This window comes from Streptomyces sp. NPDC001231, assembly GCF_042896885.1.
Taxonomy (GTDB): Bacteria; Actinomycetota; Actinomycetes; order Streptomycetales; family Streptomycetaceae; genus Streptomyces.
In genome coordinates, this window is sequence record NZ_JBIAXS010000002.1 from 23,311 (window position 1) to 37,770 (window position 14,460).

13 protein-coding genes are annotated in these 14,460 nt (G+C 70.5%); all 13 read left to right on the forward strand.

Annotated elements, in window-relative coordinates:
- Positions 1-8: 8 nt before the first annotated feature.
- The 13 genes from ACFY3J_RS02855 to ACFY3J_RS02915 all read left to right on the forward strand — a co-directional run bounded on the left by ACFY3J_RS02855 (position 9) and on the right by ACFY3J_RS02915 (position 14,333).
- Positions 9-1,697: a UDP-N-acetylmuramoyl-L-alanyl-D-glutamate--2,6-diaminopimelate ligase gene (locus tag ACFY3J_RS02855; RefSeq protein WP_390840017.1), complete on the forward strand. Its 1,689-nt coding sequence runs from the start codon at positions 9-11 to the stop codon at positions 1,695-1,697.
- 4 nt (positions 1,698-1,701) lie between these two features.
- Positions 1,702-3,117 (forward strand): UDP-N-acetylmuramoyl-tripeptide--D-alanyl-D-alanine ligase, encoded by a 1,416-nt coding sequence (murF, locus tag ACFY3J_RS02860; protein ID WP_384180226.1) that lies wholly within the window; start codon positions 1,702-1,704, stop codon positions 3,115-3,117.
- Entirely contained in the window at positions 3,117-4,187 is a 1,071-nt protein-coding gene (gene mraY / locus ACFY3J_RS02865) for a phospho-N-acetylmuramoyl-pentapeptide-transferase (protein ID WP_384180503.1), read from the forward strand. Before murF ends, mraY begins: the two co-directional genes overlap by 1 nt.
- Entirely contained in the window at positions 4,169-5,596 is a 1,428-nt protein-coding gene (murD, locus tag ACFY3J_RS02870) for a UDP-N-acetylmuramoyl-L-alanine--D-glutamate ligase (RefSeq protein WP_384180228.1), read from the forward strand. The genes mraY and murD overlap by 19 nt, the downstream gene beginning before the upstream one ends.
- A 96-nt stretch (positions 5,597-5,692) precedes the next feature.
- Positions 5,693-7,078: a putative lipid II flippase FtsW gene (gene ftsW, locus ACFY3J_RS02875; RefSeq protein WP_384180230.1), complete on the forward strand. Its 1,386-nt coding sequence runs from the start codon at positions 5,693-5,695 to the stop codon at positions 7,076-7,078.
- A 6-nt stretch (positions 7,079-7,084) separates the two neighbouring features.
- Positions 7,085-8,173: an undecaprenyldiphospho-muramoylpentapeptide beta-N-acetylglucosaminyltransferase gene (gene murG / locus ACFY3J_RS02880; RefSeq protein ID WP_384180232.1), complete on the forward strand. Its 1,089-nt coding sequence runs from the start codon at positions 7,085-7,087 to the stop codon at positions 8,171-8,173.
- Between the two features lie 28 nt (positions 8,174-8,201).
- A complete protein-coding gene (locus ACFY3J_RS02885; protein ID WP_390840020.1) occupies positions 8,202-8,999 on the forward strand; it encodes a cell division protein FtsQ/DivIB in 798 nt (265 codons plus the stop codon).
- A gap of 278 nt (positions 9,000-9,277) precedes the next feature.
- A complete protein-coding gene (gene ftsZ / locus ACFY3J_RS02890; protein WP_384180236.1) occupies positions 9,278-10,489 on the forward strand; it encodes a cell division protein FtsZ in 1,212 nt (403 codons plus the stop codon).
- A complete protein-coding gene (gene pgeF, locus ACFY3J_RS02895; protein WP_384180238.1) occupies positions 10,486-11,214 on the forward strand; it encodes a peptidoglycan editing factor PgeF in 729 nt (242 codons plus the stop codon). The genes ftsZ and pgeF overlap by 4 nt, the downstream gene beginning before the upstream one ends.
- A gap of 6 nt (positions 11,215-11,220) precedes the next feature.
- Complete coding sequence (locus ACFY3J_RS02900; protein WP_384180240.1) at positions 11,221-11,955, forward strand: YggS family pyridoxal phosphate-dependent enzyme; 735 nt, start codon at positions 11,221-11,223, stop codon at positions 11,953-11,955.
- A 127-nt stretch (positions 11,956-12,082) separates the two neighbouring features.
- Positions 12,083-12,724 carry a cell division protein SepF gene (locus tag ACFY3J_RS02905; RefSeq protein WP_384080746.1) on the forward strand — a complete coding sequence of 214 codons (642 nt, stop codon included), beginning with the start codon at positions 12,083-12,085 and terminating at the stop codon, positions 12,722-12,724.
- A 51-nt stretch (positions 12,725-12,775) separates the two neighbouring features.
- Positions 12,776-13,066: a YggT family protein gene (locus ACFY3J_RS02910; RefSeq protein WP_361423815.1), complete on the forward strand. Its 291-nt coding sequence runs from the start codon at positions 12,776-12,778 to the stop codon at positions 13,064-13,066.
- A 52-nt stretch (positions 13,067-13,118) separates the two neighbouring features.
- On the forward strand, positions 13,119-14,333 hold the full coding sequence (locus ACFY3J_RS02915; protein WP_384180242.1) for a DivIVA domain-containing protein: 1,215 nt from the start codon (positions 13,119-13,121) through the stop codon (positions 14,331-14,333).
- Positions 14,334-14,460 lie beyond the last annotated feature (127 nt).

A 14,460-nucleotide genomic window follows, 5' to 3' on the forward strand; every position in this document is an offset into this window, starting at 1 on the left:
ACCAGCCCGTGACAACGATCACTCCCGGCCCCGGGAACCGCCCGTCGCACCGGCCCTCGTCCGCGCCGGACGGCGCTGCGCGCGATCCCCTTTTTAGCTCCACGGCGGGTACTCCCGGTACGCTCACCGCCGTGCCACACGCTGATCAGTCCCAAACCACCCAGAAGGGCGCTTCCGTGACATATCCGGGACCGCCGCGACCGGTTCAGGTCTCCGCCGCACCCCTCGCGGAGCTCGCCGATCAGCTGGGGGTCACCGCTCCGGACGGCGCCGCCGAGGTCACGGGCATCACCCACGACTCGCGCGCCGTGCGCCCCGGCGACCTGTACGCAGCCCTGCCCGGCGCCCGCACGCACGGCGCCGACTTCGTCACCCAGGCGGCGAGCCTGGGCGCGGTCGCCGTGCTCACCGACCCGTCCGGCAGCGAGCGCGCCGCCGCCACCGGCCTGCCGGTCCTGGCCGTGGACGACCCGCGCGGTCGCATGGGCGAGCTGGCGGCCACGATCTACGGCAAGCCCGGCCGCGATCTGCTCCAGATCGGCATCACCGGCACCTCCGGCAAGACCACCACCGCCTACCTCGTCGAGGGCGGCCTGAAGACCGTGAAGTCCACCGGACTGATCGGCACCGTCGAGATGCGCATCGGCGGGGAGCGCATCAAGTCCGAGCGCACCACCCCCGAGGCCACCGACCTCCAGGCCCTGTTCGCGGTCATGCGCGAGCGCGGGGTCGAGGCGGTCGCCATGGAGGTCTCCAGCCACGCCCTCGTGCTCGGCCGCGTCGACGGCTGCGTCTTCGACATCGGTGTCTTCACCAACCTCAGCCCGGAACACATGGAGTTCCACTCCGACATGGAGGACTACTTCCGGGCCAAGGCGCAGCTGTTCACGCCGGAGCGCAGCAGGCTCGGCGTGGTCAACTTCGACGACGAGTACGGTCGCCGGCTGGCCGGGGAGGCCACGGTCCCGGTCGTCACCTTCTCCGCCGAGGGCCACCCCGACGCCGACTGGCGCGCGGAGGACGTCCAGGTCGGCCCGGTCGACTCCACCTTCACCGTGGTCGGCCCCGAGGGCCGGCGGATCGCCGCCAGGTCGCCGCTGCCGGGCCCGTTCAACGTCGCCAACACGCTGGCCGCGGTGGTCGCCCTGGCCGCCGCGGGCCTCGACCCGCAGTCCGCCGCCGACGGCATCGCCGCCGTTCCGGGCGTACCGGGCCGGCTGGAGCGCGTCGACGTCGGCCAGCCGTACCTCGCGGTCGTCGACTACGCGCACAAGACGGACGCCGTCGAGTCGGTCCTCAAGGCGCTGCGCAAGGTCACCAAGGGCCGGCTGCACATCGTGCTCGGCTGCGGCGGGGACCGCGACCAGACCAAGCGCGCGCCGATGGGCGCCGCCGCGGCCCGGCTCGCCGACGTCGCCGTGCTGACCTCCGACAACCCCCGCTCCGAGGATCCCCTGGCGATCCTCGCCACCATGCTCGAGGGCGCGGCCTCGGTGCCCGCGCACGAGCGCGGCGAGGTGCTCCTCTTCGAGGAGCGGGCCGCCGCGATCGCCGCCGCCGTCGACCGCGCGCAGCCCGGGGACACCGTGCTGGTCGCGGGCAAGGGCCACGAACAGGGCCAGGACATCGCCGGAGTGGTCCGTCCCTTCGACGACCGCCAGGTGCTTCGCGAAGCTATCCAGAAGACCCAGGGATGAACTTGTGATCGCCCTCTCCCTCGCCGAGATCGCAGCAGTCGTCGGCGGGCAGACGTACGACATACCGGATCCGTCCGCGGAGGTCACCGGGCCCGTGGTCCGGGACTCCCGCGAGGTGGTGCCCGGCAGCCTCTTCGTCGCCTTCGTCGGCGAGCGCGTGGACGGCCACGACTTCGCCGCGGCCGTCGTCGAGACGGGCGCGGTCGCCGTGCTGGCGTCCCGCCCGGTCGGCGTGCCCGCGATCGTCGTCGAGGACGTGCAGGCGGCGCTCGGCGCCCTCGCCCGTCACGTCGTCGAGCGGCTGGGCGCGACCCTCGTCGCCCTCACCGGCTCAGCGGGCAAGACGAGCACCAAGGACCTCATCGCCCAGGTGCTGCGACGCAAGGCGCCGACCGTGTTCACGCCCGGCTCCCTCAACAACGAGATCGGGCTGCCGCTGACCGCGCTGAGCGCCACCGAGGAGACGAGGTTCCTCGTGCTGGAGATGGGCGCCCGCGGCATCGGCCACATCCGCTACCTGACCGAACTGACCCCGCCGAAGGTCGGCCTGGTGCTCAACGTCGGCACCGCCCACATCGGCGAGTTCGGCGGCCGTGAGCAGATCGCCCAGGCGAAGGGCGAGTTGGTGGAGAGCCTGCCGGCCGCCGAGGACGGCGGAACCGCGATCCTCAACGCCGACGACCCATTGGTACGGGCCATGGCCTCCCGTACGAAGGCGAAGGTGATCCTTTTCGGAGAGTCCGGCGAAGCGGACGTACGCGCCGAGAACGTGAGACTCACGGACAGCGGGCAGCCCGCCTTCAGGCTTCACACACCCTCCGGTGCAAGCGATGTGACGATGCGCCTGTACGGTGAGCATCACGTGTCGAACGCGCTCGCCGCGGCCGCCGTCGCCCATGAGCTGGGCATGTCCGCAACTGAGATCGCCACCGCGCTCTCCGAGGCGGGCTCCCTCTCCCGCTGGCGGATGGAGGTCACCGAGCGCCCGGACGGCGTAACGGTCGTCAACGACGCCTACAACGCCAACCCCGAGTCCATGCGGGCCGCGCTGCGCGCGCTCGTGGCCATGGGCGGGGGACGGCGGACCTGGGCGGTGCTCGGCAAGATGGCCGAGCTCGGGGACGAGGCGCTAGCCGAGCACGACGCGGTCGGACGGCTCGCCGTCCGGCTCAACGTCAGCAAGCTCGTCGCGGTCGGGGGCAGGGAAGCGTCCTGGCTGCAACTGGGCGCATATAACGAGGGTTCGTGGGGTGAGGAGTCGGTGCACGTGTCCGACGCACAGGCGGCGATCGACCTGTTGCGCAGCGAGTTGCGCCCGGGGGACGTCGTCCTCGTGAAGGCGTCCCGTTCGGTCGGCCTGGAGAGTGTCGCCCAGGCGCTGCTCGAGACCGGTACCGAGGGCGAGGTCGCAGCCCGATGATGAAGCAGATCCTGTTCGCGGGAGTCATTGGCCTCTTCCTGACGCTGGTCGGCACCCCGCTGCTGATCAAGCTCCTGGCCCGCAAGGGCTATGGCCAGTACATCCGCGACGACGGACCGCGCGAGCACGCCAGCAAGCGCGGTACGCCGACCATGGGCGGCATCGCCTTCATCCTGGCCACGGTCGCCGCCTACTTCCTGTCCAAGGTGATCACCGGCTACAGCCCGACCTACTCCGGTCTGCTGGTGCTCGGCCTGATGATCGGCATGGGCCTGGTCGGCTTCCTCGACGACTACATCAAGATCGTCAAGCGCCGTTCGCTGGGTCTGCGCGCCAAGGCGAAGATGGCCGGCCAGCTGATCGTCGGCATCGCCTTCGCGGTGCTCGCACTGCAGTTCTCCGACAACCGCGGCAACACCCCCGCCTCCACGAAGCTGTCGTTCATCACGGACTTCGGCTGGACGATCGGCCCGGTGCTGTTCGTGATCTGGGCGCTGTTCATGATCCTCGCGATGTCGAACGGCGTGAACCTCACCGACGGTCTGGACGGTCTGGCCACCGGTGCCTCCGTGCTCGTCTTCGGCGCCTACACCTTCATCGGCGTGTGGCAGTTCCAGGAGTCCTGCGCCAACGCGCAGACCCTGACCAACCCCAACGCCTGCTACGAGGTGCGCGACCCGCTCGACCTCGCGGTCGTGGCCTCCGCGCTGATGGGCGCCTGCCTCGGCTTCCTGTGGTGGAACACCTCGCCGGCCAAGATCTTCATGGGCGACACCGGTTCGCTCGCGCTCGGCGGTGTGCTCGCGGGCCTGGCGATCTGCTCCCGCACCGAGCTGCTGCTCGCGCTGCTCGGCGGTCTGTTCGTGCTCATCACCATGTCGGTGGTCATCCAGGTCGGCTCCTTCCGGCTCACCGGGAAGCGGGTCTTCCGGATGGCACCGCTCCAGCACCACTTCGAACTCAAAGGCTGGTCCGAAGTGCTTGTCGTGGTCCGTTTCTGGATCATCCAAGGCATTTGTGTGATTGTCGGACTGGGCCTCTTCTATGCGGGATGGGCAGCGGACAAGTGACCGACTGGCAGGGTAAGAACGTCACCGTCGCGGGACTCGGCGTCTCCGGTGTCCCGGCGGCCAAGGTCCTGCATGGTCTCGGCGCGGACGTCACCGTCGTCAACGACGGCGACGACGAGCGCGCCCGGACCCAGGCGGCAGAGCTGGAGGCGCTCGGTGTGACCGTGCGCCTCGGTGACGGGGACACCCTGCCGGAGGGCACCGAGCTGATCGTCACCGCGCCCGGCTGGCGGCCGGACAAGCCGCTCTTCCGCGCCGCCGGGCAGGCCGGCGTACCCGTCTGGGGGGACGTCGAACTCGCCTGGCGGCTGCGCGGCCGGGACGGCAGAAAAGCAGCCCCGTGGCTCGCCGTGACCGGCACCAACGGCAAGACCACCACCGTGCAGATGCTCGCCTCCATCCTCGAGGCGGCGGGCCTGCGCACGGCGGCCGTCGGCAACATCGGCGTCTCCCTGCTGGACGCCGTCCTCGGCGAGGAGCGCTACGACGTCCTGGCGGTGGAGCTGTCGAGCTACCAGCTGCACTGGGCGCCCTCGCTGCGCGCCCACTCCGCCGCCGTCCTCAACCTCGCCCCCGACCACCTCGACTGGCACGGCTCCATGGAGGCCTACGCCGCCGACAAGGGCCGTATCTACGAGGGCAACCGCGTCGCCTGCGTCTACAACGCCGCCGACAAGGCCACCGAGGACCTGGTGCGCGAGGCGGACGTCGAGGAGGGCTGCCGCGCCGTCGGGTTCACGCTCGGCACGCCCGGCCCCTCCCAACTCGGCGTCGTGGACGGCATCCTCGTCGACCGCGCCTTCGTCGAGAACCGGCACAAGAACGCCCAGGAGCTGGCCGAGGTCTCCGACGTCCACCCGCCCGCCCCCCACAACATCGCCAACGCCCTCGCCGCGGCGGCCCTGGCACGCGCCTTCGGCGTCCCGGCGCAGGCCGTCCGGGACGGCCTGCGGGCCTTCACCCCGGACGCCCACCGCATCGCGCACGTGGCCGACGTGGACGGCGTGGCCTACGTCGACGACTCCAAGGCCACCAACACCCACGCGGCTCAGGCCTCGTTGGCGGCGTACGAGTCGATCGTGTGGATCGCGGGCGGTCTGGCGAAGGGCGCGACCTTCGACGAGCTCGTCGCGAACTCGGCGAAGCGGCTGCGCGGCGCCGTCCTCATCGGAGCCGATCGCGCGCTCATCCGTGACGCCCTCGCGCGACACGCCCCGGAGGTACCCGTCGTCGACCTCGACCGGACCGACACTGGGGCGATGCTCCAGGCCGTCCAGGAGGCGCGGCGGCTCGCACGGCCCGGCGACACGGTACTGCTGGCCCCGGCCTGCGCCTCCATGGACATGTTCGCCAACTACAACAGGCGCGGCGAGGCGTTCGCGGAGGCCGTATCCGGACTCGGCGCCTGATCCCGGCCGCCCCCGCTGCCGGCCGACCTCGGGAGGGAGGCGTGGGACCCGTGAGCCGAGGCGGACTTGCGCGGCCGACGTACAGCGGAGGACCCGATGCCCGGTAGCCCCGGCAGCAGTCGTACCGGTCGCCCGCCCGTGCAGCGGACCGTCAAGCGCCCGACGGCCGACCGGACCCCCGGCCGGCGCCCCGCGGGGAGCCTGATCGATCGCGCGCGCCGGGCCTGGGACCGGCCGCTGACCGCCTACTACCTGATCCTCGGCGCCAGTCTGCTGCTCACCGTGCTGGGTCTGGTGATGGTCTACTCGGCCTCCCAGATCACCGCGCTGCAGAAGGCACTGCCGGGCTCCTACTTCTTCCGCAAGCAGCTGCTCGCGGCCGCGATCGGCGCCGGGCTGCTGCTGCTCGCCGCCCGGATGCCGGTCAGACTGCACCGGGCGCTGGCCTACCCGATCCTGGCGGGCGCGGTGGCCCTGATGGCGCTGGTGCAGGTGCCGGGGATAGGGATGGCGGTCAACGGCAACCAGAACTGGATCTCGCTCGGCGGCTCCTTCCAGATCCAGCCCAGCGAGATCGGCAAGCTGGCACTGGTGCTGTGGGGCGCCGACCTGATCGCGCGCAAACAGGACAAGCGGCTGCTGACCCAGTGGAAGCACATGCTGGTGCCGCTCGTCCCGGTCGCCTTCATGCTGCTCGGGCTGATCATGCTCGGCGGCGACATGGGGACCGCGATCATCCTCACCGCGATCCTGTTCGGCCTGCTCTGGCTGGCAGGGGCGCCCACCCGGCTCTTCGTGGGGGTGCTGTCGTTCGCCGGCGTGATCGGCTTCCTGCTGATCCAGATGAGCCCCAACCGCCTCGGCCGGTTCGCCTGCGTCGGCTCCAGCGACGCGACCAAGTGCTGGCAGGCGGTGCACGGCATCTACGCCCTGGCCTCCGGCGGACTGTTCGGTTCGGGACTCGGTGCAAGCGTGGAGAAATGGGGCCAACTCCCCGAAGCCCACACCGACTTCATCTTCGCCGTCACCGGCGAGGAACTGGGCCTCGGGGGGACGCTGTCGGTGCTCGCCCTGTTCGCCGCTCTAGGCTATGCGGGCATCCGCGTGGCCGGAGGCACGGAGGACCCCTTCGTGAGGTACGCCGCGGGAGGCGTGACCACCTGGATCACCGCGCAGGCGGTGATCAACATCGGTGCGGTGCTCGGTCTGCTGCCGATCGCCGGCGTCCCGCTCCCGCTGTTCTCCTACGGAGGATCCGCCCTGCTGCCGACCATGTTCGCCATCGGGCTGCTGATCGCCTTCGCGCGTGACGAGCCCGCTGCGCGGGCGGCGCTTGCCATGCGGCAACCTCGCTTTGGTAGAAAGCGGGCAGGAGGCTCCGCGCCCGGCCGGAGATCCGACCGCGGATCCGGTCGCGAGCCTCGGAGATGGAACACGATGCGACGGCGTGCCTCGGCGGCGCGTCCGTCCGGAGAGCGGTGAATTTCGGTGCATGTCGTACTCGCCGGCGGAGGTACCGCGGGCCACATCGAGCCCGCGCTCGCCCTCGCGGACGCCCTGCGCAGGCAGGACCCGACCGTGGGGATCACGGCCCTGGGCACGGAGCGCGGCCTGGAGACCCGGCTCGTCCCCGAGCGGGGCTACGAGCTCGCGCTCATCCCGGCGGTGCCGCTGCCGCGCAAGCCCACCCCCGAGCTGATCACCGTCCCGGGCCGGCTGCGCGGCACGATCAAGGCGGCCGAGCAGGTCCTGGAGCGCACCAAGGCGGACGCCGTGGTCGGATTCGGCGGCTACGTCGCCCTGCCCGGCTACCTGGCCGCCAAGCGGCTCGGTGTGCCCATCGTCATCCACGAGGCCAACGCCCGCCCGGGCCTGGCCAACAAGATCGGTTCGCGGTACGCCGCGCAGGTCGCCGTCTCCACGCCCGACAGCAAGCTGCGCGGCGCCCGTTACATCGGTATCCCGCTGCGCCGCGCCATCGCCACCCTGGACCGGGCGGCCGTGCGCCCCGAGGCCCGTGCGGCGTTCGGGCTCGACCCGAACCTGCCCACGCTGCTGGTCTCCGGCGGCTCCCAGGGCGCCCGCCGGCTCAACGAGGTGGTCCAGCAGGTCGCGCCCTGGATGCAGCAGGCGGGCATCCAGATCCTGCACGTGGTCGGCCCGAAGAACGAACTGCCCCAGGTGCAGCAGATGCCGGGAATGCCGCCCTACATCCCGGTAAGTTACCTTGACCGGATGGACCTCGCGTACGCCGCGGCCGACATGATGCTGTGCCGCGCCGGCGCGATGACCGTCGCCGAACTCTCCGCCGTCGGGCTCCCGGCCGCCTACGTCCCGCTGCCCATCGGCAACGGTGAACAGCGGCTGAACGCCCAGCCGGTGGTCAAGGCCGGCGGCGGACTGCTGGTCGACGACGCGGAACTCACCCCCGAGTGGGTGCAGCAGAACGTCCTGCCCGTGCTCGCCGATCCGCACCGGCTGTACCAGATGTCCCGCGCCGCCGGGGAGTTCGGCCGCCGGGACGCCGACGAGCTGCTCGTCGGCATGGTGTACGAGGCCATCGCCTCGCACCGTTAGGACCGTATGCACGAAAGGGCTTGAGAGCGTGGCCGGACCGGCGACCGCGGAGCGCGGTGAACGTCAGCAGGAGTCGTCGTCCGGCCCGCCTCTGATCCACCGGCTGAGACGGATGAGCCCTCGTACGATCGTCATCCTTTCGGTGGCCCTGACCTGCCTGGGCGCCGGCTCCCTGTGGGTGCTGTACGGCTCGCAGTGGACGCGCGTGGAGCACGTATCCGTCTCAGGTACCACGGTTCTGACGCCCGCTCAGGTAAGCGCGGTCGCCAGGGTGCGGCTCGGAACGCAGCTGATTTCCGTCGACACCGATGCGGTCGAGACCCGGCTGCGCCGTGAATTGCCCCGAATTGACTCGGTTGACGTGGTGCGCTCGTGGCCGCACGGAATCGGGTTGAAAGTCGTCGAGCGCACTCCGGTCATGGTGGAGGAAAAGGGCGGAAAGTTCGTCGAAGTGGACGCGAAGGGTGTCCGGTTCGCCACCGTTTCACAGGCGCCGAAAGGCGTGCCCCTGCTGGAATTGTCGCTTTCCCGCTCGAGTACGGCCGCCGCGAGCCTGCGGCGCTTCGGCGAGGCCCGGCTGGTGCGCGAGGCCGTCGCGGTCGCCGGGCGGATTCCCGCCGCGGTCGCCCGTGAGACCCGGGTCGTCAAGGTCCGTACCTACGACGACATCTCACTGGAGTTGAGCGGCGGCCGCACCGTCTCCTGGGGCAGCGGCGAGAACGGCCGGCTGAAGGCCCGCACCCTGACCGCGCTGATGAAAGCGGCGCCCGGCGCGCGGCACTTCGACGTCCGGGTCCCCACCGCCCCGGCGTCATCGGGGAGTTGACGCACATCAGCGCAGGCCAACACCCTGGTTGAGCGCCGCTATGGCTGATCACATAGGGTGAAAAGAAAAACGGGAGGTTCGGCGTGTTCGTTGAACGGGCGCCACTTGTCGACTTAGTGTCCTGTTCCGAAGACTTCAGGGAACAGACACACTGGTAACCCTAAACTTCAGGGTTAGGGTTCGGGTCGGCGTTCGGACCGTCCCATTCGGCATCAGTCGTCGGATCGCGGCAGGACCGCGAGGCGGCGACACGTAACTCGAGGCGAGAGGCCTTCGACGTGGCAGCACCGCAGAACTACCTCGCAGTCATCAAAGTCATCGGTGTCGGCGGCGGTGGTGTCAATGCCATCAACCGGATGATCGAGGTCGGTCTCAAGGGCGTCGAGTTCATCGCCATCAACACCGACGCGCAGGCGCTGTTGATGAGCGACGCCGACGTCAAGCTCGATGTCGGCCGCGAACTCACGCGCGGACTCGGCGCCGGGGCCAACCCGGCAGTCGGCCGCAAGGCCGCCGAGGACCACCGTGAGGAGATCGAGGAGGTCCTCAAGGGGGCCGACATGGTCTTCGTGACGGCCGGTGAGGGCGGCGGCACCGGTACCGGCGGCGCGCCCGTCGTGGCCAACATCGCGCGCTCGCTGGGTGCCCTCACCATCGGCGTGGTCACGCGCCCGTTCACCTTCGAGGGGCGGCGCCGGGCGAACCAGGCCGAGGACGGTATCGCCGAGCTCCGCGAAGAGGTCGACACCCTCATCGTCATCCCCAACGACCGGCTGCTGTCCATCTCGGACCGCCAGGTCAGTGTGCTCGACGCGTTCAAGTCCGCGGACCAGGTGCTGCTGTCCGGTGTACAGGGCATCACCGACCTGATCACCACCCCCGGCCTGATCAACCTCGACTTCGCCGACGTCAAGTCGGTCATGTCCGAGGCCGGCTCGGCGCTCATGGGCATCGGCTCGGCCCGCGGTGACGACCGCGCGGTGGCCGCGGCCGAGATGGCGATCTCCTCCCCGCTCCTCGAGGCCTCCATCGACGGCGCCCGGGGCGTGCTCCTGTCCATCTCCGGCGGCTCGGACCTCGGTCTGTTCGAGATCAACGAGGCCGCCCAGCTGGTCAGCGAGGCGGCGCACCCCGAGGCCAACATCATCTTCGGCGCGGTCATCGACGACGCCCTCGGCGACGAGGTCCGGGTCACCGTGATCGCGGCCGGCTTCGACGGCGGCCAGCCTCCGGCCCGGCGGGACAACGTCCTCGGCTCGTCCTCCACCCCGCCCCCGGCCCGCCGCGAGGAGCCGACCCCGGTGCGCCAGCCCGAGAGCCGCCCGACCTTCGGTTCGCTCGGCAGCGTGACGCCGAAGGAGGAGCCGGAGCCCGTGGCCCCCGAGCCGGTGCAGGACCTGCCGCCCGTGACCCCGCCCATCACGCCGTCGCCGCGCAGCTACTCCGACAGCGCGGCCGAGGAGCTGGACGTACCGGACTTCCTCAAGTGATAGGTCGGCACGACACCGTGAACGGCGCGCACTTCGCCTTCACCGACCGGTGGGGCGGGGTGAGCGCCGTTCCGTTCGAGGAGCTCAATCTCGGCGGCGCGGTCGGCGACGACCCCGGCGCGGTACGCGCCAACCGCGAACTGGCCGCCAAGTCCCTCGGACTCGACCCGGACCGGGTCGTCTGGATGAACCAGGTGCACGGCAACGACGTCGCCGAGGTCGACGGGCCGTGGACCACGCGGCTCACCCCGCCGGTCGACGGTCTGGTGACCGCGACCCGCGGGCTCGCCCTCGCCGTGCTCACCGCCGACTGCGTTCCGGTGCTGCTCGCCGACCCGGTCGCCGGTGTGGTCGCCGCGGTCCACGCCGGGCGGCCCGGCATGGTCAAGGGCGTCGTTCCGGCCGCGGTCGACGCGATGGAGTCGCTCGGCGCCCGGCCCGACCGCATCACCGCCCGCACCGGACCCGCCGTGTGCGGCCGGTGCTACGAGGTGCCGGAGGCGATGCGCGCCGAGGTGGCCGCCGTCGAGCCGGCGGCGCATTCCGAGACGAGTTGGGGTACACCGGCCGTCGATGTGGGCGCCGGCGTGCACGCGCAACTCGAGCGCCTCGGGGTGCACGACCGGGAGCAGTCGCCGGTGTGCACGCGGGAATCGGGTGATCACTTCTCGTACCGCCGCGACCGCACCACCGGTCGGCTCGCGGGCTATGTATGGCTGGACTGATGGGGCATGACGGACCGTAGGAACGAACTCGCCGCGAACCTGGCGAAGGTGGAGCGGCGTATCGCCGCCGCGTGCGCGGCCGCGGGCCGGGCGCGGGAGGAGGTGACCCTCATCGTGGTCACCAAGACGTACCCGGCCTCGGATGTGCGGATCCTGTCGGAACTCGGCGTGCGCCACACCGCCGAGAACCGGGACCAGGAGGCGGCACCCAAGGCCGCCGAATGTGCGGATTTGCCCCTGACGTGGCATTTTGTTGGTCAACTTCAGACCAATAAAGTGCGATCCGTGGTCGGTTACGCCGATGTCGTACAGTCGATCGACCGTTCCCGGCTCGTCACCGCGCTCTCCAGGGAGGCCGTGCGGGCGGAGCGCGAGGTCGGCTGCCTCATCCAGGTGGCGCTGGACGCGGGGGAACCTGCGGTGGGAGGGGTCGGACGCGGGGAGCGGGGAGGCGTCGGGCCCGGCGGAATCGAAGAGTTGGCCGACCTCGTCGCCCGCTCCGAAGCGCTGCGGCTCGACGGGCTGATGACCGTCGCCCCGCTGACCGGGGAGTACGCCGGCCGGCAACAGGCCGCGTTCGAGCGCCTCATGGATTTGTCGACCGACCTGCGCGCGGCCCATCCGGCTGCCACCATGGTCTCGGCAGGGATGAGTGGGGACCTCGAGCAGGCCGTGGCCGCCGGTGCGACACATGTGCGCGTCGGCAGCGCGGTACTCGGAGTCCGCCCCAGGCTCGGGTAACGTCGCCAAGAAGTCGGACCACAGCAGAAAATATGGTCAATATCGCCCAGCGGGGCGCAACGACCTTGTGGATCGCGGGCACTTGGCGGTCGTCAGCGGATCCACCACAGAGCGGAGGACTCAGAGCATGGCCGGCGCGATGCGCAAGATGGCGGTCTACCTCGGCCTCGTGGAGGACGATGGGTACGACGGCCGGGGATTCGACCCCGATGACGACTTTGAACCCGAGCTGGACCCGGAACCCGAGCGGGACCGCCGACGGCACGACCCACCGCACCAGTCGCATGGGGTGCATCAGCCCCAAAGGGATGAACCGGTGCGAGTGGTGCAGCCTCCGGCGCCCCGCGAACCGGTGTCGCATTCCGCTTCGCTCCCGGCGGAATCCGGGCGTCCGGCGCGCATCGCGCCCGTGGCGTCCATCACACAAGACCGCGCAAGCCTGGAGAAGAACGCACCGGTGATCATGCCCAAGGTCGTGTCGGAACGAGAGCCGTACCGGATCACCACACTTCACCCCCGGACCTACAACGAGGCCCGTACCATCGGGGAACACTTCCGTGAGGGCACCCCGGTGATCATGAATCTGACTGAGATGGATGACACAGACGCGAAGCGACTTGTCGACTTTGCCGCCGGTTTGGTGTTTGGTCTTCACGGCAGTATCGAGCGGGTGACGCAGAAGGTGTTCCTGTTGTCGCCTGCTAACGTCGATGTCACGGCGGAGGACAAGGCCCGCATCGCAGAGGGCGGGTTCTTCAACCAGAGCTGAGACGCAACACCGTAGAACTGGCACGGAACAGGGGAGAGGGAAGCACCGATCATGCGTGTGGCCATGGAGGTTCTTTACATCGCGCTGATGGTGTTCCTCATCGTGCTGATCTTTCGGCTGGTCATGGACTATGTGTTCCAGTTCGCCCGCTCATGGCAACCCGGCAAGGCGATGGTGGTCGTTCTGGAGGCCACCTACACTGTCACCGATCCACCGCTGAAGCTTCTGCGGCGGTTCATTCCGCCGCTGCGTCTCGGGGGCGTGGCGCTCGACCTGTCCTTCTTCGTACTGATGATCATCGTCTACATCCTGATCTCCATCGTGGGGAACCTCGCGAGGTGACTGTGGACGATACGGTCTTGCCGACTGCCGATGACTACGTTGAGGTGAAGAGATGCCGTTGACCCCCGAGGACGTGCGGAACAAGCAGTTCACGACCGTCCGCCTCCGAGAAGGCTATGACGAGGACGAGGTCGATGCCTTCCTCGACGAGGTCGAAGCCGAGCTGACCCGACTGCTCCGCGAGAACGAGGACCTGCGCGCCAAACTGGCCGCGGCCACGCGCGCTGCTGCCCAGAACCAGCAGAACATGCGCAAGCCTCCGGAGGACCAGCAACCACCGCATCCTCAGCAGCAGGGCATGCGAGGGCCGGGCGCTCCGGTTCCCGCCGGGATATCGGGCCCGCCGCAGCAGCAGATGGGCGGCCCCATGGGTGGCCCGCCCCAGCTGCCCAGCGGTGCTCCGCAGCTGCCCGCCGGCCCGGGCGGCCAGGGCCCCCAGGGTCCCGGCCCCGGCCCCGGGCAGATGGGTCCTGGACCGATGGGCCAGGGTCCGATGGGCCAGGGTCCGATGCAGGGTCAGATGCAGGGTCAGATGCAGGGCCAGATGCAGGGCCAGATGGGTCCCGGCCCGATGGGCGGCGGCCCCGGTCCGATGGGTCAGGGTCCCGGTCCGATGGGTCAGGGTCCCGGTCCCATGGGCGGCCCCGGCCCGATGGGTCAGGGTCCCGGTGGCGACAGCGCCGCGCGCGTCCTGTCGCTGGCCCAGCAGACCGCCGACCAGGCGATCGCCGAGGCCCGGTCCGAGGCCAACAAGATCGTCGGCGAGGCGCGTTCGCGTGCCGAGGGTCTGGAGCGTGACGCCCGTGCCAAGGCCGACGCCCTGGAGCGGGACGCGCAGGAGAAGCACCGCGTCGCGATGGGCTCCCTGGAGTCCGCCCGCGCCACGCTGGAGCGCAAGGTCGAGGACCTGCGCGGCTTCGAGCGCGAGTACCGCACGCGCCTGAAGTCGTACCTGGAGTCGCAGCTGCGTCAGCTGGAGACCCAGGCCGACGACTCCCTCGCCCCGCCGCGCACGCCTGCGGCCCCGTCCCTCCCGCCGTCCCCGGCGCCCTCCATGGCCCCGGCCGGCGCGAGCGCTCCGTCGTACGGCGGCGGCCAGCCGATGGGCGGTGGGCCCGGCCCGTCCGGTCCGTCCTACGGCGGTCAGCAGCAGATGGCCCCGGCGATGACCCAGCCGATGGCCCCGGTGCGTCCGCAGGGACCGGCCCCGATGGGTCAGGCACCCTCGCCCATGCGCGGCTTCCTGATCGACGAGGACGACAACTGAGGGAACCCTGAAGGGTTCTGGTGACTAGGCGTCGGCAGCCTGAGAGAACGGCCCCGGAGGGACATCCCTCCGGGGCCGTTCTCGTATGCCGGGGTCGCGCGCCCGCTGCCCCACCCAGGGGCTGCGC